This window comes from Bacillus sp. UNC69MF (assembly GCF_000746035.1).
Classification (GTDB): Bacteria; Bacillota; Bacilli; order Bacillales; family Bacillaceae; genus Bacillus; species Bacillus velezensis.
Map to the genome: position 1 here is coordinate 1 of NZ_JQKM01000007.1, position 21,224 is coordinate 21,224.

The following is a 21,224-nucleotide window of genomic DNA, read 5'->3' on the forward strand; positions in this document are numbered from 1 at the left end:
TCACACCCGTTCCCATGCCGAACACGGAAGTTAAGCTCTTCAGCGCCGATGGTAGTCGGGGGTTTCCCCCTGTGAGAGTAGGACGCCGCCAAGCTGTCTTAACCCAGTTCATGATGAACTGGGTTTTTTATATGAAAGATCGTATAGATATATAAAGCTAATGCCTTTGAAAGGCATTAGCTTTTTTGTTTACATTGATTTTGCTTTGCTGTTGTGATGTTGAAGATTGTTTGACTTTATTGTCTCGAGCATTCTTAAACTGAACACAATCAGCAGCATAAGGAGCATCAGTGCAGTAAACAGCCAGAACGCAGTTTGTACGGGATATTCATCTAAGCTCCAGCCGACGGCGATCGGAAGGAGTGAACCTCCTAATCCGTTTGAAGCGAGCAGAATACTGGTAGTTGTTTCTGTCTTTCCGGGATAAAAATGATTCGTGATGATTAGGGCTATTGCAAACATGCCTGCCATGAACAGCCCTAAAAAGAAGCAAAGGGCAAAACCGAACCATACGTTTTTGCTTAATGCTAATACGGTAAGTGCAGCCAGACCGCCAATGCTTATGAGACGGAGATAACGGTGATATGTCAGCTTTTCTGATACCGGGCCTGTTAATAACCTACCGATAATCATCCCCGTCCAATACACTGTAACTGTTATCGTTGCCAAAGAGTTGGGGATATCCCATTTCTCAGCGAAGATGGAGGGGATAAAATGTACAATGGAAACTTCACTGCCGCCGTAAAAGAAGAAATAAGCACCCGCCAAGGCAATAAACAGCAATCCGTGTGACCGATAACCGGTGCTTTCTTTTTTAGTGTCATCGGAAGAGACCTCTTTGCGGATGAGAAGCTGATCAATACTGCCGAAACTCATCTGCTTCCATGCGATTAAGAGTGCAAAACTGGATAACCCTAATACTAAAAAAGCAATTGTCCACATGTGGTTGTTGATAAGAAAGCCTGAGAGCAGAGGCATGAACAGCGCACCTAATCCGTAGGCCACTTCCATCTTGCTCATGGCCACAGCCTGTCTTTCTTTAATAGCGGTGAGGATGATCGTGCCTACACAGGATTCCACCAATCCGGCGCCAAGCCCCGCGATGCTGACGAGAAGAAATAGCAGCGGCCAGGGCGGCAGGAAGGTGATGAACATTTCACAGCTGATGAGTGCCAGGCCAAAGATAACGACGTTTTTGCGCCCAAGCTTTTTCACCATGTATGGCATGCCAATAACTCCGATGAGAAAGCCCATGAACTGAGAGAATACTAATACACCGCCATTACTGTAGCTTTGTGAATAATGTGTGAGTAACTCAGGCAGTACGGCTCCCAGAATAACAAGTGTAAAAGCAATCGATCCATAAGAAAAACAGCTTATCCACAGCAGACGAGTTTTCATCATTTTATCTCCTTATTGGTAAAATCATATTTCTCTCTACTCGTATGACATGATGTTTTTACAAAAAATCCAAGTATTGTTACTATATCACATAACTTTTTCTCGTACATCCATTATGGTAACGTTAACAAATTGTTAACATTTTTTACAAGAAAGATCGTTGACATTATTTTCAATAATTTATACGATAAAAAGCGAAATTCTAATAATTTCATAGGGGTGGTATTTGTGGGAACGAAGGAAATCACGAATCCAGACAGCTTGTATTACAGTGTTGACGATGTAGTAATGGAGCGCGGAGAAGGGATTTACCTGTACGATCAAGAGGGAAATGAGTACATTGATTGCGCCTCTGCCACGTTTAACTTGAATTTAGGATACGGTAACAAAGAGGTCATTGATACGGTTAAAGAACAAGCCGATAAGCTCATCCATGTAACATCATCTTTTCAAACAGACGCCGTAAATAAACTGGCAGAAAAACTAGTAGAAATCGCCCCCGATAATCTCACAAAAGTACACCCTAAAGTCAGCAGCGGTTCCGGTGCAAATGAAGGAGCTATTAAAATGGCTCAGTATTACTCCGGAAAAACCGATGTCATCTCCTTATTTCGAAGCCACCTCGGACAAACGTATATGACTTCCGCTTTGTCCGGCAACTCATTCAGAAAAGAACCTTTCCCGCCGCAAATTTCTTTTGGCCTGCAAGTCCCCGATCCCTATTGCAGCCGCTGTTTTTATAATCAGAAACCTGATTCATGCGGTATGCTGTGCGTAGAAAGAATTAATGATTTTATTGAGTATGCGAGCAATGGAAAAATTGCCGCCATGATTATTGAACCGATATCCGGAAACGGTGGAAACGTCGTTCCGCCTAAAGAGTATTTTAAACAGCTGAGAAAGCTTTGTGATGAACATGATATCGCTCTGATTTTTGATGAAATTCAGACCGGGTTCGGACGGACGGGCAAAATGTTTGCCGCGGACCACTTCGATGTGAAACCTAATATGATGACGGTAGCAAAGGGGCTCGGGGGCACAGGCTTCCAAGTCGCCGCCACTCTGACGGAGGACAAGTATACCGGGCTTCCGGGGTATACGCACTCCTTCACATACGGCTCAAATGTGATGGCCGCCGCTGCCGCTTGTAAAACCATAGATATCATGCAGCGACCGGGATTTTTGGAAAATGTAACGACGGTCGGTCATTATATTATGGATCGCTTAGAAACGATGAAAGAGGATTTCGCTTTTATTTCTGAGGTAAGAGGCGTCGGTCTTATGATCGGTGTGGAGATTGTTAAAGAGAACAATGAACCGGATGTGGAGCTGACCAATTATATTGCTAAACGGGCAATGGATTACGGGCTGATTCTCCGGACATCCCGTTACGGATTCGGAAATGTATTTAAAATCCGTCCGCCTTTAACCATAACACTTAGTGAAGCCGAAGTGCTCTGCTACAGACTTCGCAAGCTATTGGAGGAAATCAAGTGAGAGACTATATCATTGAGCTTGGACAATTTGTTTATCAAAAGGTGAAAAATCAAAAAGGCACGCTGAAAAACCGGCTCGTAAACGGCTATTCTCCGGGAGGCGACGCCCAATTTAACATAGACGCCGCTGCTGAGGAGGCGGTGCTGGATTATATTCAAGAAAAGGGCCATCCGGTTGCTTTTTACACGGAGGATGGCGGCCTGAAGCTGATTGGAGAAGATGCGCAATATATTTTAATTGTAGATCCGATAGACGGAACGCGCCCGGCTGCCGCGGGACTTGAAATGTCGTGTATTTCGATTGCGCTTGCTTCGTATAAACCAAACGCAAAGATTAAGGATATCGAATTTGCTTTTTTACTTGAATTGAAATCAGGCGCTTATATGTACGGTGATATATACAGCGATGCCATTCATTTTGAAGGGTATCATGGAGAATTGCCGAATTTGAGCGGAGTGCGGGATATTAAAAATATGTTTTGGAGCCTTGAATTTAACGGGCATCCGGCGCAGCTGATGACGGACGCATACGGCCATCTGATTGACCAGTCGGCCAATAATGGCGGGGTTTTTGTTTTCAACAGCGCTTCTTATTCGATTTCACGAATTATCACGGGGCAGATGGATGCTTATGTGGATATCGGCAATCGTCTGCTGAAAGATGATCCGAAGCTGCTTTCAGATTTTCAGCAGGTCGGGAACGGACAGGTGCTGCATTTGTTTCCTTATGATATTGCCGCAAGCGTCTTTTTGGCGAAGAAGGCGGGAGTGGTCATTACGGATGCGTACGGCCGGTCTTTGGACGAAACGCTTCTGACAGATTTAAGTTATCAGAATCAGCAATCATGTATTGCGGCATCAACGAAGGAGCTTCATCAAACATTGTTAGACCAAATTCGCTGGGGCAGAAAGGAAGAGAAATATGAAGGCGTTGGTCTGGACTCCTAATGATAAGCTTGAATATCAAGAGGTGGACGAGCCTCAAATTCGGAAATCCAATGATGTGAAAGTGAAAATTTTCGGCACCGGTATCTGCGGAACGGACTTAAATGTGCTGAAAGGAAAAATGAATGCAACCCATCATATGATTATGGGGCATGAATCGGTGGGAGCGGTCGTGGAAATCGGACCGGACGTGACAAATGTAAAAGTCGGAGACCGCGTCGTGATAGATCCTACGCAGTTTTGCGGGAAATGTCATTATTGCCGGAGAGGGCTGACATGTTATTGCGAAACCTTCGAGGATTGGCAGCTCGGAATCGGGGCGCACGGAACGTTTGCGGAATATTACGTGGGGGAAGACAGGTTCATGTACAGAATTCCGGATTCAATGGAATGGGAGCGGGCCACATTGGTTGAGCCTCTCTCCTGTGTGCTGAATGTTGTGGACAAGGCTTCGATTCAGCCGGAGGACTCGGTCTTGGTTTTGGGATCCGGACCGATCGGACTGCTTGTGCAAATGATGGTGAAAAAACTGGCGCGATTGACGGTTGCGACTGAAATAGGCAGTTTCCGAAGCGAGGCGGCGAGCCGGATATCGGATTATGTCTACCACCCTGAAGCATTAACCGCGGATGAAGTGAAACGGATTAATCAAGGAAGAAAATTTGATGTGATTTTTGACGCGATCGGCAACCAGCTTGATTGGGCTTATCCTTTTATTGAAAAGGGAGGCAGAATCGTGCCGATGGGCTTTGATGATACGTATGAGATGACGGTCAGGCCGTACCAGCTGCTGTCAAACGGCGTAACGATTGTGGGCACAGGTGAAGCCCGCCAGATCATGGAAGCCGCGTTAGCATGCGCGTCCGACCTTCCGCAGCTCTATGATTTTATTACGGAAAAGACGGAACTGAAGAATTATGAAGAAGCCATTGATCATCTCATGGGCATCGACCCGGTGACAAAAGAAAGAAAGGATATCAGCGCAATAAAAACGATTCTTGTGTCTGATCCGGAACTTTTATAAAAGCGGAAACGGCTCCAGTGAGAGCCGTTTTCTTTTCTTATTTATACGGTCTTGCACATTTCTTTAAAGTTTAATATGATACTCTTTGTTCACAATTCCTTTCCTCAACGACATTATACTCTGAGCGTGTCCTCTTTTTCCCCGTAAGCTTGCCTCATATTCCCCAGATGAAAATCAATGTTTCCAACTGATAGGGTGCGGATTTTTATAGTGAAAAGGAGTCGTTATCATTTGAAAGATTATACGTTACAGCAGCAATGGTTCGGGAATGTCCGTAAAGACATTCTGGCCGGTATTCTGGTTGCCCTCGCTCTGATCCCTGAGGCGATCGGATTTTCAATTATTGCAGGTGTCGATCCGATGGTCGGCCTTTATGCATCATTTTGTATTGCGATTATTATTTCTATCTTCGGCGGCAGACCGGGAATGATTTCAGCCGCTACGGGTTCAATGGCGGTTGTCATGGTGACATTGGTGGCTGATTACGGGCTGCAGTATTTGTTTGCGGCAACCATTTTGACAGGTATTATTCAATTTATTCTTGGTGTCAGTAAGATAGCGAAATTGATGAAATTTATTCCGCGTTCGGTCATGATCGGATTTGTGAATGCTTTGGCGATCTTGATTTTTTCTGCGCAGCTGCCCCAGTTCAAAGGAGCTTCATGGGTCATGTACGCCATGCTTGCCGGATCACTGGCTATCATATATCTATTGCCGAAGGTTACGACGGCTGTGCCGTCTCCGCTGGTGGCGATTATTGTCATGACGATCATTGCGGTGGTCTTCCATGCGGATGTCCGCACGGTCGGTGATATGGGCGGGATTACAAGTTCACTTCCGCATTTCTTGATACCGGATGTTCCGTGGACGTTTGAGACATTGCGGATTATTTTCCCGTATTCTCTGGCGCTTGCATTCGTCGGATTGCTTGAGTCATTGCTGACAGCCCAGATCATTGATGAAATGACGGATACGGATAGTGATAAGAACAAAGAAAGCCGCGGACAAGGCATCGCCAATATTGTGAACGGATTTTTCGGAGGCATGGCCGGATGCGCCATGATCGGCCAGTCTGTCATTAATACGAAAGCCGGCGGACGCGGCCGATTATCGGCTTTTACGGCCGGCGCGTTTTTAATGTTTTTAATTGCCGTATTAAGCGGTATCGTCGTGAAAATTCCGATGGCTGCGCTGGTGGCCGTGATGGTTATGGTGTCCATCGGCACGTTCGACTGGTCATCGATTAAAGGTTTGCGGAAAGCGCCCCTTACTGATTCGATCGTTATGGTTATTACCGTCGTGACGGTCGTCCTGACAAATGATTTATCAAAGGGTGTCTTCGCGGGTGTGCTATTAAGCGCGATCTTCTTTACGGCTAAAATTTCTAAGCTGAAGATTGTGTCACATTCCGAACAGAAAGATGTCAGAACTTATAAGGTAACGGGACAGATCTTTTTTGCTTCCGTGTCTGAGCTCATGAATGCCATCGTTTATGATGAAGACGTGAAGCGGATTGTCATTGATTTGACCGACGCCCACGTGTGGGATGATTCGGGAGCGGCGGCTCTTGAGAAAATTGTCGCCAAATGTAAAGAATACGGAATTGAGGCTGAATTAAAGGGATTAAATCAGAAAAGCCGAGATTTAATGAAACAAATGGCATAGAATTTGTGAAGTCCGGATGAATATATCCGGGCTTTTTTTCGGTTAAATTTGCCGGGGTGCATTGTTATAATGAATGAGACTTGAAAACCGTATATAGGAGACTTGCATATGATGTGGCTTCAGAAGTTGAACCAAGTGTTGGGGAGAATCATGCCGCTTTTGACTCCGTCAAGTGTGGCGGCGGGTGTGCTGTTATCTCAGCATATCAGCTGGATGGCCGGCGCTGTGCCGTGGATATTTGCATTTATTACATTTACGGGCAGTCTGAGTGCCAATTTTCATTCGCTGAAGCGCAGTATCGAGAAGCCGCTCCCGATGATCATGGCATTGTTTGTTCTGCATATTTTCATGCCTGTTTTTGCATGGGGAAGCGGTCATCTGATTTTCAGCGGTGACCCTTTAACTGTGACGGGGCTGATTATGGGTGTGGTGATTCCGACGGGAATTACGAGTTTGATTTGGGCTGCGATGTATAAGGGGAATGTCGGATTGACGCTGTCTATTATCCTGGTTGATACCGTGCTTTCTCCTTTTATCGTACCGTTAAGCCTGTCTGTCCTGGCCGGGGCGAATGTTCAGATGGATGTGTGGGGAATGATGAAAGGGCTGGCGGAGATGGTGGTGATTCCATCCATCGCAGGGATGATAGTCAACCAGTTTTCCCCGCCGGTAAGGACTCAGGCAATAAGCCGGTCGCTGTCTCCTTTTTCAAAAATCTGTCTGATGATTGTCATTGCCATTAACAGTTCGGAAATCGCGCCGTATGTCACGCACGTGGATATCAAATTTGCGGGCATCGCAGGCATGGTATTTTTTATTGCCATGACGGGTTATGCCGTGGCATGGCTGATCGGAAGGCTGATGAAGCGGAGCCAGGATGAAATTGTGTCTCTGATTTATACGGGGGGCATGCGCAATATCAGCGCTGGAGCCGTTCTCGCCGTGTCTTTTTTTCCGTCTCAAGTGGCGGTTCCGGTCGTCATCGGGATGCTTTTTCAGCAAATCCTTGCAGCTTTGTTCGGCTATTTGCTGAGACGCTTTGAACTTAAGCCGGTCGTGATGAAGTATGAAAAAAACCGCTCAGCTACGTGAGCGGTTTTTTCCGTACAGCCAGCTTAGTGCTGCATTGAATTGTCGTTTGAATGCTTCTTGATGGTGCACGGCGTCCTCTTCAACAGTGAAAGAGAGCTGAGATTGAGAAAAGCCTTTTTCCCTCAGGCTTTCATGCACGTCTTTATTTTGTCGGATCATGTTGTTTTGGATGTTGTTTTTATGCTCAGCTTCGCGGCTGCCGACAGACATATAGATACGCCGCCGTGCCGGACGCAAAGATGCGGAGCGGACATAATCTGCTGATTTTTCATACCAGAAGGAACCGGAAATACAACCGATTCTGCCGAATATTTCAGGCTTTTGTAGCATCGCGTATATCGAAAACAGTCCGCCTAATGACGCGCCGATCAGTCCTCTCGTTTCCGGATGTGCAGAAATGTGATGCATATCTTCAACAGTGGGAATGATGACATTTGTCAGCTCCTCGAGAAAGAGCCTCCCTTTGCCGCCGAAATCATGAAACGCAGGGCTCAGGGAAGGCGCGGGCCACGGCGTGTACTCATCGAGCCTGTCAGCCGGTTTGATGCCGATGAAAATCAATTCGGGAAGTGTTCCGTTCGCAAATTGGGATTCAAGCTTATCCATCTGTTCTAAAAACAAAGAACCCCCGTCCAGTACGTACACACAGGGTAAAGCCCCTGTTTGAACCGAATAGGAGGGAGGAAGATACACAGTGCATTCCTTTCCGTTTATCCGGTGTTCTGTAAGGGTGCCTCTCATGCATCCAGCCCCTTCTTTTGCTTAAACAGAAGAAAAAAGAAATAAGGAACGCCGAGAATCGCAAGAATAATTCCCGCCGGCACTTCTGAAGGCTGAAAGAACAATTTGCCCGCAAAGTCGGCGGATATGACGAGGAGCATACCGACCAATCCGCTGACCGGTAATGAGTATCTGTGCTCAATCCCGGCGAGCCTGCGGGAAATATGGGGCGCGATCAGTCCGACAAATGCCATGCTGCCCGCTGCGGTTACACATGCGCTGATCAAAGCGATGCAGGCAATGAGTAAAATCGTTTTTTCTTTATTGGTTGAAACACCGAGGCTTTTCACCGTGTCCTCATCGAAACGAATGGTATCCAGCAATGACGTTTTCGCCATAAGCAGAGGAATGAACACGATCAGCCACGGAAGGATCGCCGTAATGGTCATCCAGTTTGCCGACCAGATGCTGCCGTTTTTCCAAACCATCGCCATCTCATAATCCTGCGGGTCCATTTTTAATGAAAGAAATAAAGACAGCGCGCTGAATCCAGAATTCATGGCGATCCCGACGAGAATAATTCTGCCCGATTCCAGATGCCCCCGGTGCCAGGCGAAAATATAGATCAGCACGGCCGCCATCAATCCTCCGATGAGGCCGAAGACAGGCATACCCATCGCAGAGGCAAGTGCCGTCGCTTCAGATTGTCCCTGAAACAGAAGCATAAACGTGACGATTCCGGCTCCGGCTCCTGCATTAATGCCCAAAATACCGGGATCGGCAAGACCGTTTTTGGTAATGGCCTGAATAACGGCTCCGGCTATCCCCAATCCGAGCCCGATGGCAGCAGCCATGACAATGCGCGGCAGCCTCAGCTGAAACAGCAAAATATCATATTGCGGATTCGGATGGATGCGGAAAAGGGTACTGAGCAGTTCACCCGGCTTTGCGGAAAAAGAACCGCTTGTCATGCTGAAATAGCTTACGAGCAATATGAGAGCAATCAGAATGATATAAATTCCGGCCATTTTACGCACCACGCTGATCCCCTCCTTTTCTTTTAATCAAATAAAGAAAGAAAGGAACACCGATGATAGAAGTGACAACTTCAATAGGCGTCTCAAACGGATAATTGATGAATCGGCTGGCAAGATCGCAAAGGGTCAGGAAGACGCCGCCGATGATGCACGCGCATGGGATCAGCCTGCTGTAGTCCGATCCGACGAGAAAACGTGTGATGTGCGGAACGACCAAACCGACAAATGCAATTTTTCCGGCGAGTGCCACCGAGCTTCCGGTCAATATGACAACGGCCGCCATCGCCATGAGTTTGATGGTTCTTTTCTGCTGTCCCAGACTTTTTGAAATGTCGTCTCCTAATGATACGGCAGTGACCTTTTTGCTGAGAATCATGGCCGTGATGATTCCGATCGCAAAAAACGGGACGGCCAGTTTCAAAAAATCAGGGTTCATTTGATGCAGTCTCGCACTGTACCAAAAACTGAGATCCTGCGAAATTTGAAAATAAATCGAAAGCGCAGCCGACAGACTGCTGAGAAGCATACTGGTCACCGTTCCGATGATGGCAAGCTGCACCGGGGTAAAACCGCCGGGAAGAATGGAGGCCAGCCCGAAAACAAGAGCGGCGCCGAATGCGGAACCGATAAACGAGTATATGATCATTTCAATGGATGTCGATTGAGGGAGCAATACCATGCAAAGGGTGATGATAAAAGCGGAGCCGTCCGACACACCCATGATCGAAGGCGAGGCCAGATAGTTCCGTGTGATTCCCTGCATGAGCGCTCCGGAAACAGCAAGGGCGGCGCCGATAAACATAGCGCCGGCAGCCCTCGGGATTCTTGAATGCCATATGATCTGATGGTCGGTATTCTCCGGATTAAAGTGCAGCAATGCGGAGAACACGGTATGGATGTCAAGCTGCTTTGCGCCGTATAAAACGGAAAGCAGCAGTGACAGAACAATGGCAATCGGTGAAGCAATGATAATCATGTGTGTCCGCCGTTTTGCATACATGTGAAAAACCTACTCTTTATTAGTCTTGAGTCAATTTGTCAGCCGCAACCTGTAAGAAGCTGATTTTACTCCACGCGGTTCCGCCTTGGGCTAATGGATCAATCGTATTGACGTATACATGGTCTTTTTTGACTGCCTTCAGGCTCTTCCAGATCGGATTTTTCTCTAAGTCTTTCAAAGCGTCCGGCTTATCTGCGTTTTCGTCATCAGAGAATTGTACGAAGATATGGTCAGGGTTCATTTCGCTTAATTTTTCAAGAGAAATCAGTTCCTGCGCTTTCGCCGCTTTGACTTCGTCCGGCGCCTTCAGGCCTAAATCACCGTAAAGCGTGGAGTTGAAATATACTTGTTCAGGATAAATATAAATATTGCCTTGTCTGATTCTGATGACCAGCGCGTTTGACTGTTTCGCTTTGCTGTTGATCTTTGTTTTTGTCTTTTTCAGGTCCTGTTCGTAATCTGCGATGATTTTTTTCGCTTTTTTCTCTTTATCTGTAAGCTGGGCGAGCAGCATCATGTTTTCTTTCCAGTTTGATGAGATATGAGAGACAGGGATCGTTTCAGCGGTGCCGCTCAATTTTTTCAACGTTTTTTCCGGGAATTTGGTTGATGCCAGAATGACGTCCGGCTGCAGCTCAAGAATTTTTTCCATATTCGGCTGCATTTTTTCTCCCGTAGATACGGATTTATCTGTAATATCTTTAAACAGTTCCGGGAATTTGCCGGAGAAAGAAATTGCTCCTGCCGGATGAACGTCAAGCAATTTGGCGTCTTCCATTGATTCTACGCTGCCTGTAATGGCGATTTTGTCAGTCGGCGCTTTGACTTCATATGTTTTTCCGAGATATTCGATTTTCTTTTTATCTGAAGAAGCGTCCTTTCCTTTACTTGCTGTATCAGATGTTTCTGAGCTTCCGCAAGCCGCGGCCGTGAAAGCCAAAAGCAAAATCATGAAAGCGAATGCCAATTTCTTCATCTATTGTTCCTCCTGTTCAATTGATAACTATTATCAATTGGAATTATAGAGAATGAACAGGGATAAGACCATGGATAATTTCCGGCATTACCATGGACGATCTTCGGATAAAATGGAAATGCTTTGCTCGATTATCCGCTGATGTCCGTTTGGAGAATATTCAATCCACGGGTCAGATGATATGGGAAACACGCGTTTATTGCTGACAGCTCTAAGGTTCTGCCATATCCCGGTCTGCTGAATCCGCTGAAAATAACGAAGCGTTTCCGGTTCTTTACAAGTGAAAAGCATGATGCAGTCAGCCTGGCAATCCGCCAGCATGTCCAAGGAAATCTTTTCGTCAGGAGCAAAAGATTCCGGTTTTGCGGAGGCAAAGCCTAAATCACCGAAGAAGACATCCTCAATACTGTTGTTATGGGCGATGTACATATTTTCTTTATATACACGGACAAATAAGAACCGCTGATGCCGCACGTGTTTCAGAGCATCTTTCGCTGAATGGGCGAGACTTTGATAAGCTTTAAGCCAGTGCCGCGCTTCCTGCTCTTCATTCAAATATGCGGCTGTGCGAAGAAACTGGTCTCTCCAATTCTCTTGAGCCGGAAGGTAAAAAACTTCAGTGATGTCATTCAGGCGCTGTTTTTCTTCTTCACTGACAGAATCAAGACTGAAAATGATGTCCGGGGCAGCTTGGGAAAGCGTGTGCAGGTTCTCTTCCCAATTTGCATTATAGCGGTAAGCACTCAGGTGAACCGGAATATCGGAAGAGAATTGTTTGTAATAATAGGCCGTCCATTTCGGGTGCAGCGCCGCAGCATAAGGCACGTGATGCAGAGGAATCAGATGCCCCATCGTTTCTTTTCCGTACGCGGCCATTTTTGTGCGCCTTTTTTTCATATAGCTTGTAGGTGAGCTGCCGGTATGTTTTTTAAAGATGCGGCTGAAATAAAATTCGTCTTGGTAGCCGATTTGATGAGCGATTTCCCGCAGTTTGCAGTTTGCCTTGGCCATCAGTTTTTTCGCATTGGTTATGCGGATGTCTGTGATATATTCAGTTACGCTCTGCCCGTATAGTTTTTTAAAGGTTTCACTGTAATGCTTGGGACTGATTCCCGCCATATGAGCGAGCTGGGTGAGCGTGATTTTTGTGTCGGACTGAGCATGTATGAATTGTTTTGTCTGTTCGATCGCCGCTTTCGTATTATTTTGATGGCATACTTTTGCGGCATATAGGTCGTACATCAGCTGCTGAAAGTCGGCTGTATATTTCATTTTCTGCAATGCATCTGCCGATCGCACGTTTTCAGAAAGTGACTGAAGCCGGCTTGTCAAATGATCAACCGTTTGTAAATTCATTTGCTGAAGTCCGTGGAAGATGTCTTCCCCGTTATCCGGAAGCATCGCTTCATCATCTGATGAATAGGAGAAAACACGGAGTCTGACGATATACAAATGGATGCCGCCTGACGGTATAGGGGCAATATTGAATGTCTCATCACAAGGACAGATGTAGAGCGTTTCCTTCTGCAGCGGAAAGCTGTCTGTTCCGATATCAATTTGTCCCTCGCCTTTCACATGAAAGATCAATACGGGGGAATCAGTGAGCTGATGCTCTGACAGAAGGTCGGCTGTTTTTTTTACGGAGATGATATCAATGGGCTGAAAGAATAATGTGTTTTTCATGAGAAACCACCTTTTAGGAAACATTCATTTAAATGATAACTGTTATCATTTAAATTGTACCAAATAAATGAATGTTTTCCTATAAAAAGCGGAAATGTGAAATGCGTCAAAATGTTACACGTGTAACACGAATGTTGTCAGTATATGAGGTATTGTTTTCTTATAGTTTTGAATTGGTCCAGCCGGCGTTGATATGTGCCGGTGATGTCTTCAATGGAAGCGCCTTTTTCTATTTTTTTGCGTACCCAGCCGTTACCGATCAACTTGTCAAAAGAGCCTGTCGGCAAGAATGAAAAGTCATTCGGATATAAGTCATGCATGGTTTTCAGAATGGAAAGCCCTGTTTTTGCCGCTTCAAATGTGTTTCTGTTTGTTACGTAGACTTGTACGCCGTGGCACAGTTTGCCCTGGTGCTTGGAAAAGCTGGGGATAAATGATGCGGCTCTGAAGGTGACACCCGGAAGCTTGAGACTGTTCAGGCGTTCTTCGAGCTCGGTGTTTTTCATATAAGGCGCGCCGATCAGTTCAAACGGCTTTGTCGTGCCCCTTCCTTCGGATACGTTTGTGCCTTCGATTAGTCCTGTCGCCGAATATGCGAATATGCTGTCCGGGGTCGGGATATTAGGCGAAGGGAGGACGAACGGCAGACCGGTATCTTCAATCGTCATCGTCCGCTTCCAGCGCTTCATTTTTACGACGGTTAGGTCGGCGCCAATATGAAACTCTTTATTGAATAAAAGAGCAAGCTCACCGATCGTCATGCCGTGCTTCAGCGGGATCGGATACAGTCCGACAAATGAAGCGTAATCCGGTTCAAGAACCGGGCCATCCGGATTTCGTCCGCCTTGCGGATTCGGCCGGTCCAATACATAAAAAGGAATGCCTTTTTCTTTTGCCGCTTCCATGGCATAGGCCATTGTATAAATGTAGGTGTAGTATCGCGTTCCGACATCCTGAATATCGAAAATCAGCACATCTGTATCTTTCAGCATGTCAGGCGTCGGTTTCCTCCTTTCCCCGTACAGGCTGTAGACGGGAAGCCCTGTTTTTTCGTCTATATAGGATGTGACTTTGTCTCCGGCCTGAGCATCGCCGCGGACACCGTGCTCCGGTCCGAATAATGCCGTCAAGTGGATGTCTGGTGCCTCATACAGCACGTCAACACTGCTTTTCAATGAATTGTTCACACCGGTCGGGTTGGTGATCAGCCCGACCCTTTTTCCCTTCAGTTCCTGTTTATAATCTTTCAGCAGGCGGTCGATACCTGTTTGGATGCTTGGTTTCTTGGCGGTATGAAGGTTTCTGTCAGAAGCCGCCGAGACTGCCGTCATGGCACTGATGACGACTAATCCGGCAAGAAGCGCAGCCGTTTGTGTTTTCATGATCAGTCCTCCTGTTTAAAGCGGTTTTCCGGTCTTCAGATTGATACCGAAACCATAAGGATACAGTGTCGTTCCCGGATGCGTGACGGAAGGAATGTCAGCGGGCAGCCTGCCTTGCGGTGTTGTCTGTCCGAATATCGCTTCAATACCTGCCGGAATGTTTGGCTGGAGAAATTGTCCGTCTGTATATCCTTTAAAGCCGTAGACTGCGATAAGGGCTTCAGCTTCTTCAAAGTTCGCAGCGTCATATGGATTACGCAGGCTCATCAGCACAAAGGGTTTTTGGTTCGATTGTGCGGCTTTCATGACGGCCCGCGGAAATGCAGTCGTCCACTTGCCGGGATCTGTGACGGAATCGTCAATCACGCCGTCGTTTACGACAGGATCATTTTTCACAACATATGAGCCTGTAATCACGTAATCAGAGTCAGATATCTGCTTTTTGTGTTCATCATGAAATGTACGCTCGGCGAAGTTCATTTTACTGATGGTTACCGGCCGGATTTTTTTCTTTTTGATGAGCTGCCGAATGGTTTGTTCCATTGACGCTGTTTGATCTTCATATGGAGCGGCAATGAGAACGCGGCTGTTCTTTTTCGGTTTGAATGGGAGGGTGCGGTTTTTGTTTTGTAAGACGGTGACGGACCTTTCCGCGATTTGTTTTTCAGCTTTCAGGTGATTTTTGCTGCCGACGGTTTTCTTTGCTTTTGCAATCTTCTTTTTCAGATTTGTCTCTTTCGGTGCGGGATATATCCCTCGTTTTATTTTCAGGGAAATGATGCGTTCCGCCGATTTGTTAATTTGCTGCAGCGGAATATCCCCTTTTTGTACCGCCTTTTTTAAAGCGGAATGAACCCGGGCAAAGCGGTTTTCCGTTTGCAGCGATGTCACTTGGGCCGGCATCAGGGCAATATCGACGCCTGCTTTTACGGCCATGACGACCGCCTCTTCCTGGCCGAAATGATCGGCAATGGCTTTCATATTTAATGCATCCGTGACGATGACGCCGTTAAAGCCCATTTCCTCACGGAGAAGATGAGTCATCACTTTTTTCGAGAGCGTGGCGGGTACGAGGATGTCTGAACCGTCCAGCTTGCTTTTATAGGTTGTATCGTCAAACGCGGGAAATTGCACATGGGCTGTCATGATCATATCAGCTCCGGCCTGAATGGCCTTCCGGAACGGATAAAGTTCAATCTGACGCAGCCTTTCTTGATTGTGGGTGACAAGCGGAAGGCCGTAGTGGCTGTCGACATCCGTGTCGCCGTGTCCCGGGAAATGTTTGACGGCGGCAGCGACATCCTGCTTTTGCTGAGCCTTCATTGAGGCAAGACCGAGTGAAGCTGTCAGATCTCGGTCTGAACTGAACGACCTGACGCCGATGACAGGGTTTCCGGGATTATTATTGATATCGAGAACGGGAGCGAAGTTCGTATTAATGCCCAGTGCTTTCAGTTCTTTCCCGATAATGGCGCCGGTCTGGGACGCGTAGGCTGTTTTTCTAGCGGCTCCGAGCGCCATATTGCCTGGGAAATGAGTGCCCTCACCAAGTCTAGTTACGATGCCGCCCTCCTGATCAATGCTTAATAATAGCGGAATGTCAGGGCTCGCCTTTTGAAAGGCATCTGTCAGGCGTACCGTTTGCTCAGTGCTTTTTACATTTTCTGCAAATAAGATAACGCCGCCGAACCGGTACTTTTGAATAAGCCCTGCGACTTCGTCATTCATTTTGGTAAGAGCCTCAGGTGATGACTGCCCCTTTTTTTGCCAATTGCGAAAATCAGGCATGAGCATCTGCCCTAATTTTTCATCTAATGTCATACGGGATACCGCTTGTTCCGCCTGTGACGGAATGTCCGGTTTTGTCGATGCATGATGCGTGCCGAAAACAATGAACAACAGTAATACAGCTGAGATGCCAAGTTTCATGATGGTGCCCTCCTGCCTTCATAGTTTGGACAAAAGACATGGGTTGTCATTCAATGGCTTCATAAATCGTTTTTATGACGCTGCCGTAGCTTCCGGTCGGAAAACGATCCCCTTCAAAAACATTCGGGTTTTCACCGGGACTGACGACGGGGGAATGCTTTTTATTGGTCAAAAGTGCGATCCCCAGCTTATAAGCGGGATCAATAATCGTGACGGTGCCGGTCCATCCCGTATGGCCGTATGCCTGCCTGCTTGCATAAGGGCCGAACATCCACTCCATATCCGGGCTGCCGTTTTTCCGCCAGCCGAGAGCGAAAGTCGGATCAGAGGATGCCGCCGTTGTGAACAAATCGGCCGTTCTTTTATTGAAGAGAGAAACGTGTTTATAACTGCCGCCGTTCAGCATGACTTGAAGAAGGACGGCCATGTCATCAGCTCTGGAAAACAGCCCGGCGTGGCCGGACACCCCTCCCATTGAGTAAAATGCTTTTTCATCGTGAACTTCCCCCTGCAGCGTATACGTCCTGATGTGAGGAAAATGGATGACTCCGTCACGTGTGTTGCCTAAACGTTCAGTAGCTGCGAATGATTTTTCTTTAAAGCCTTTTTGCAGCGGATTGAACAGTGTGTGCGTCAGTTTCAGCGGTTTGTACAGTTCTTGTTCCGCATAGGCATCAAGGGTTTTTCCGGTTATGTTTTCAATGATGCAGCCGAGAAGCATGTAACCGATATCGCTGTATACGTGTTTTGTTCCCGGTTTGTATGCAAGCGGGATTTGAGTGAGAAAACGGATCGTTTTATCCCGTTCTTGTGAATACAAAGGGCCTGCGGTGTCCGGCTGATAGAAATAAAAGCTTGCCGGCAGACCGGATTGATGCTGGAGCACATCGATGACGCGAATGCGGTCTTTTTCATGAATCGGATCGCTTTTTCTGTCTTTGAAATCAGGAAGGTAAGCCGAGACTTTTTGATACACATCAAGCTTTCCCTGGCTGACGAGTCGCTGTAATGCAAAATTCGCCGCGTACATTTTTGTATTGGAAGCTAGATCAAACATGGTTGATGTTTTCATTTTTTTCGGACGGGATAAAAGGGTGTTCCCGTCATATTTTTTGCTGTAGCCGTATGCTTTCTTTTTGATCACCCGTCCGTCCTTTACGACGACGAGGACGGCTCCGGGGAATCCTGCTGCAATGTCTTTTTCAATCATTTGATCAACCTTTCTGAGCTTTGCTGCGTCGTATAATTTGGATTGGGCTTCGGCTTTGTGCTGCGGCAGAAAAGAGAGGCTGATGACCATTGTGAGTATGGCGGCTGTCAGTGTTTTCATATTCAGATCCCTCCCGGTTTATTCAAATTCAGCAGCCATGTCATCCTTAAATCCGAACGCATAAGTGAAGACAAAGCCCGCCGCGTAAGAGATGAAGAGACCGATGATATACAAAACGATTTGAGCCGGCTGTACGAGAAACGAGAGCGGAAGGCCGGAGACACCGATTGAAAAAGTAGCCACCTGAAAATGGGCTTGAAAGGCGCCGCCGATTCCCGCCCCTAAACACGCCGTCAAAAACGGCCGGCCGAGCGGGAGCGTGACGCCGAAGATGAGCGGCTCTCCGATTCCGAGCAGACCGGATGGAAGTCCTCCGCCGATCGCTCTTTTCAATGAGGCTTTTTTTGTTTTCATAAAGATGGCGAACGCCGCCCCTACCTGACCCGCGCCTCCCATCGCGAGAATCGGAAGAAGCGGGTCATCTCCGATTGATCGGATTAACTCCAAATGTACGGGAGTCAAGCCCTGATGCAGGCCGGTGACGACAAGCGGCAGGAAGGCAGCTCCCAGTACAAACCCTGAGAGCACTCCCCCGACATTCAGCAGCGACAATAAACCTGATGTAATCAGATCAGAAATAAAACCGCCTGCAGGGATAAAAACGACATATGTCACCAGCCCGGTGATAAGTAAAGACAATGTAGGCGTGACGATAATGTCGATGGATTGATGGACGTACTTTCTGATAAACCGTTCGGTATAAGCGATAAAAACCGCAGCGAAAAGAACGCCGATTAATCCTCCCCTGCCAGGGAGCAGATTCTCTCCGAATAAACTAATATTGGCGATCTCAGGGTTAAGGATCAATATGCCCGCAAGGCCGCCCATCGCGGGTGTACCGCCGAATTCCTTCGCCGCATTGATGCCGACAAGGACGCCGAGGTATGCGAATAAGCCTGAACCGATAACCGTTAAAATAAGTGCGATTTGGGATTCTTTCGGGAGCCAGCCGGCCTGAATGACGGCTTTCGTAATACCGGTGATTAAACCTGATGCAATGAGTGCGGGAATAAGGGGGATGAAGATGCTTGATATTTTTCTCAGAAACAGTCTGATGGGTGTGGTGTTTTTTCTGTTGAGATCGGCTTTTTTCCGTGAGGCGGCTTCTTTTAAATCAATGTTTTTTCCGGATGACATAAGTTTTGCGAAAGCGTCGGCGACATGATTGACGACACCCGTGCCGAGAATGATCTGCAGTGTTTCGGCTTCGACGACGCCTATTACCCCGTCAAGCCGTTTCAGCGCCTCAATATCCGTTTTGTCCCGATCTAAAGGTGTAATCCTCAGGCGTGTCATACAGTGGGTAAAGCCTGAAATATTCGATGAACCGCCGCAATTGTCCAGGATATCTTTGGCCAGTGACTGATAAAATGCCTCTTTGCTCATGGAGATCCTCCTTTGTCCGTATGATTTTTCCCGGAGAGCTGTGCCTGAAACGCGTCCTAAAAGCGCCTGCGCCGATCATGAAAACGGCGCGGGCTCATAAAAGCACATTATTTTTCACCAAAGAACGATCAGCGTTCTTTTTCTTTTGAAACGTGCTGTTCAATGGCTTTGTCAATGAAGCCGTCTGCTTCTTTGAGCAGTGCCTTCGCGTGTGTTTCGTCTGAATTCGTCTTCAGCATGACGATTGCCGTTTTGACATGGCTGCCTGCGGCCTCAAGCGTTTCTTTTGCCTTGTCGTACGGAACGCCCGTGATGCTTTGAATAATGCCGATTGCGCGTTCTTTCAATTTTTCGTTGCTGACATGAACGTCCACCATTAAATTTTCGTACACTTTGCCGCTTTTGATCATCACGGCCGTGGAAATCATGTTCAGAATCATTTTATGTGCCGTCGCCGCTTTCATTCGTGTTGACCCTGTAATCACTTCGGGGCCGACGACGACTTCAATGCTGTGATCGGCATAAGTGCTGATCAATGAGTGTTTATTGCATGTGAGCGCGACGGTTTTGGCGCCGATTGTTTTTGCGTATTTCAGCGCACCGGCCGCATACGGCGTGCGCCCGCTTGCCGCGATGGCGATCACGGTGTCTTCTGCGGTAAGCCCGATCGTTTTGAGATCGAGAGCGCCGGTTTCCTCGCTGTCTTCTATACCTTCAGCCGCTTGCAAAAAGGCGTCTGCTCCTCCGGCCATCAGACCGATGACAGTGTCGGGACTTACGCTGTATGTAGGCGGGCATTCAACCGCATCCAGTACACCGAGTCTGCCGCTTGTGCCCGCTCCCGCATAAATCAGCCTGCCGTTTCGCCGTAAGGACTGATGGGCGAATTGAACGGCAATCTGAATATCGGGCAGCACCTGCTGAACGGCTTCAGCCACTTTGAAATCCTCTTGGTTAATGATGCGGAGAATTTCCATCGTGTTTGCTTGATGGATTGAAGCGGTCTGCGGATTTCTGGTTTCTGTGGTCAATCTGTGAATGTTAAGCCGGTCTGTCATGATTGTACCCTCCCAAGTCGTTAATACTTGAAGTATATGGGCTTCTGAATAGATGTTTCAAGAAAAATCGGCAGGGATGAGATGGATAATCAAGCGCTTTCACAAAAAATGATGCAGAATGTGCTGTTCGCCGATGGGGCCGATCCTGCGACGACCTTTATCAATAAAACCGGAAGACCGGTACAGGTTCTTTGCACGATGATTGCGATGGTTTACAGCAAGCACGATTTCATCACACCAAGGAAAGTAATTTGCGACAAAAGCGGGGAGCTGCAGCATCGCTTGTTTGGCATAACCTTTTCCCTGATGCGGCGCATGTAAGGACAGCGCACTCAGCAAAATGGCAGACACATTGTTCGAATATGGGGCAATGGTTTCTTTTGAGGTATGTAAAATAAAAAAACCGACGGGGCGGTCTTCTTTTAAAATGACTGTCGGGTAGCGATCCCGGATGACAAGAGCCTGCGGCAGTACATCCTTCGGGAGAGCTGTGAACTTTTTATCTTCTTCACTCAGCACAAACCCGTTCAGCCCGTCTGCATGCTCCGGTTTATAAAAGGACAGGGCTACATCCATGATATCTACTCTCCTTTTTTATAATTGATCCAATTCATCTTCTGATAGAACACGGCAGCCTGCCCGTTTTAAAAGAGCGGAAGTGATGCCGTCTCCGATTATTTTTTTTCCTGAGAAAGTGCCGTCATAGATAAAGCTGCTGCCGCAGGACGGACTGTTTTCTTTAAGGATGACCGTGGCGGCGCCTATTTCTTTTGCGTATGCTAATGTTTTTTCCGCGCCGTCCATATATAAAGCCGTAACGTCTTCGCCTGATGCCGTTACGATTCTTGCTGTTCCGTTCAGCACGTCTTCGCCCGTGCCGCCGATGATTTCCGCCGGTTCGCGGGGAGTGGTGAAGCCGCCCAAAAGTTCGGGGCAGACCATAACAGCTTTCTTTTCTTCTACGAGTCTGCGGATTTTTTCCGAAGCGGCGTGAGAGCCGTTATACCTGCATTCGATACCGCCGAGACAAGAGCTGACTAAGATCATCTGTGTCCATTCCCTTCAATATTTTGATACTTTCATCATAAATGAAATAAGAG

At 47.3% G+C, this 21,224-nt stretch carries 18 protein-coding genes and 1 rRNA gene; 6 read left to right on the forward strand and 13 right to left on the reverse strand.

All coding sequences use genetic code 11. The annotated features are described in order from the left end of the window. A 5S ribosomal RNA gene (gene rrf, locus BR62_RS18885) occupies positions 1–94 on the forward strand; the annotation flags it as partial. Positions 95–189: 95 nt separating this feature from the next. Here rrf and BR62_RS0106505 read toward each other — a convergent pair. Next, on the reverse strand, positions 190–1,401 hold the full coding sequence (locus tag BR62_RS0106505; RefSeq protein WP_170919562.1) for an MFS transporter: 1,212 nt from the start codon (positions 1,399–1,401) through the stop codon (positions 190–192). Between the two features lie 228 nt (positions 1,402–1,629). Between BR62_RS0106505 and BR62_RS0106510 the strand changes: the two genes are divergently transcribed. The 5 genes from BR62_RS0106510 to BR62_RS0106530 all read left to right on the forward strand — a co-directional run bounded on the left by BR62_RS0106510 (position 1,630) and on the right by BR62_RS0106530 (position 7,623). Further along, positions 1,630–2,898: an aspartate aminotransferase family protein gene (locus BR62_RS0106510; RefSeq protein ID WP_007408029.1), complete on the forward strand. Its 1,269-nt coding sequence runs from the start codon at positions 1,630–1,632 to the stop codon at positions 2,896–2,898. After that, on the forward strand, positions 2,895–3,845 hold the full coding sequence (locus BR62_RS0106515; RefSeq protein WP_032870169.1) for an inositol monophosphatase family protein: 951 nt from the start codon (positions 2,895–2,897) through the stop codon (positions 3,843–3,845). Before BR62_RS0106510 ends, BR62_RS0106515 begins: the two co-directional genes overlap by 4 nt. Then, positions 3,820–4,866, forward strand: a complete 1,047-nt coding sequence (locus BR62_RS0106520; RefSeq protein ID WP_032870171.1) for a zinc-dependent alcohol dehydrogenase — start codon at positions 3,820–3,822, stop codon at positions 4,864–4,866. Before BR62_RS0106515 ends, BR62_RS0106520 begins: the two co-directional genes overlap by 26 nt. A 231-nt stretch (positions 4,867–5,097) precedes the next feature. Further along, positions 5,098–6,531 (forward strand): SulP family inorganic anion transporter, encoded by a 1,434-nt coding sequence (locus BR62_RS0106525; protein ID WP_014720647.1) that lies wholly within the window; start codon positions 5,098–5,100, stop codon positions 6,529–6,531. A 150-nt stretch (positions 6,532–6,681) separates the two neighbouring features. Continuing rightward, complete coding sequence (locus BR62_RS0106530; protein ID WP_094031904.1) at positions 6,682–7,623, forward strand: bile acid:sodium symporter family protein; 942 nt, start codon at positions 6,682–6,684, stop codon at positions 7,621–7,623. Here BR62_RS0106530 and BR62_RS0106535 read toward each other — a convergent pair. The 12 genes from BR62_RS0106535 to BR62_RS0106590 all read right to left on the reverse strand — a co-directional run bounded on the left by BR62_RS0106535 (position 7,612) and on the right by BR62_RS0106590 (position 21,171). Then, on the reverse strand, positions 7,612–8,364 hold the full coding sequence (locus BR62_RS0106535) for an alpha/beta hydrolase (RefSeq protein WP_032870174.1): 753 nt from the start codon (positions 8,362–8,364) through the stop codon (positions 7,612–7,614). The two genes, BR62_RS0106530 and BR62_RS0106535, sit on opposite strands and share 12 nt — an antisense overlap. Beyond that, positions 8,361–9,371: an iron ABC transporter permease FeuC gene (gene feuC / locus BR62_RS0106540; protein ID WP_032870282.1), complete on the reverse strand. Its 1,011-nt coding sequence runs from the start codon at positions 9,369–9,371 to the stop codon at positions 8,361–8,363. The genes BR62_RS0106535 and feuC overlap by 4 nt, the downstream gene beginning before the upstream one ends. Before the next feature lies 1 nt (position 9,372). Beyond that, entirely contained in the window at positions 9,373–10,380 is a 1,008-nt protein-coding gene (locus BR62_RS0106545) for a FecCD family ABC transporter permease (protein ID WP_007408022.1), read from the reverse strand. Positions 10,381–10,399: 19 nt separating this feature from the next. Then, entirely contained in the window at positions 10,400–11,356 is a 957-nt protein-coding gene (locus tag BR62_RS0106550) for an ABC transporter substrate-binding protein (protein WP_003156778.1), read from the reverse strand. An 87-nt stretch (positions 11,357–11,443) separates the two neighbouring features. Next, positions 11,444–13,039: a bacillibactin transport transcriptional regulator Btr gene (gene btr, locus BR62_RS0106555; RefSeq protein ID WP_015239053.1), complete on the reverse strand. Its 1,596-nt coding sequence runs from the start codon at positions 13,037–13,039 to the stop codon at positions 11,444–11,446. Positions 13,040–13,176: 137 nt separating this feature from the next. After that, positions 13,177–14,421, reverse strand: coding sequence for an exo-beta-N-acetylmuramidase NamZ family protein (locus BR62_RS0106560; protein WP_032870176.1), 1,245 nt, complete (start codon positions 14,419–14,421; stop codon positions 13,177–13,179). Between the two features lie 15 nt (positions 14,422–14,436). Beyond that, a complete protein-coding gene (locus tag BR62_RS0106565) occupies positions 14,437–16,350 on the reverse strand; it encodes a glycoside hydrolase family 3 protein (RefSeq protein ID WP_032870178.1) in 1,914 nt (637 codons plus the stop codon). Positions 16,351–16,396: 46 nt separating this feature from the next. Beyond that, positions 16,397–17,680 (reverse strand): penicillin binding protein PBP4B, encoded by a 1,284-nt coding sequence (gene pbp4b, locus BR62_RS0106570; protein ID WP_032867250.1) that lies wholly within the window; start codon positions 17,678–17,680, stop codon positions 16,397–16,399. A gap of 18 nt (positions 17,681–17,698) precedes the next feature. Beyond that, positions 17,699–19,066, reverse strand: a complete 1,368-nt coding sequence (locus tag BR62_RS0106575; protein WP_032870181.1) for a PTS transporter subunit EIIC — start codon at positions 19,064–19,066, stop codon at positions 17,699–17,701. 128 nt (positions 19,067–19,194) lie between these two features. Further along, positions 19,195–20,124 carry an N-acetylmuramic acid 6-phosphate etherase gene (gene murQ / locus BR62_RS0106580; RefSeq protein WP_032870183.1) on the reverse strand — a complete coding sequence of 310 codons (930 nt, stop codon included), beginning with the start codon at positions 20,122–20,124 and terminating at the stop codon, positions 19,195–19,197. 99 nt (positions 20,125–20,223) lie between these two features. Next, positions 20,224–20,700: a GNAT family N-acetyltransferase gene (locus BR62_RS0106585; protein WP_015239057.1), complete on the reverse strand. Its 477-nt coding sequence runs from the start codon at positions 20,698–20,700 to the stop codon at positions 20,224–20,226. Positions 20,701–20,718: 18 nt separating this feature from the next. Beyond that, the gene (locus BR62_RS0106590; protein ID WP_007408014.1) at positions 20,719–21,171 is read right to left on the reverse strand and encodes a 2-thiouracil desulfurase family protein; all 453 of its coding nucleotides are present in this window, start codon (positions 21,169–21,171) and stop codon (positions 20,719–20,721) included. Between the last annotated feature and the right edge of the window lie 53 nt (positions 21,172–21,224).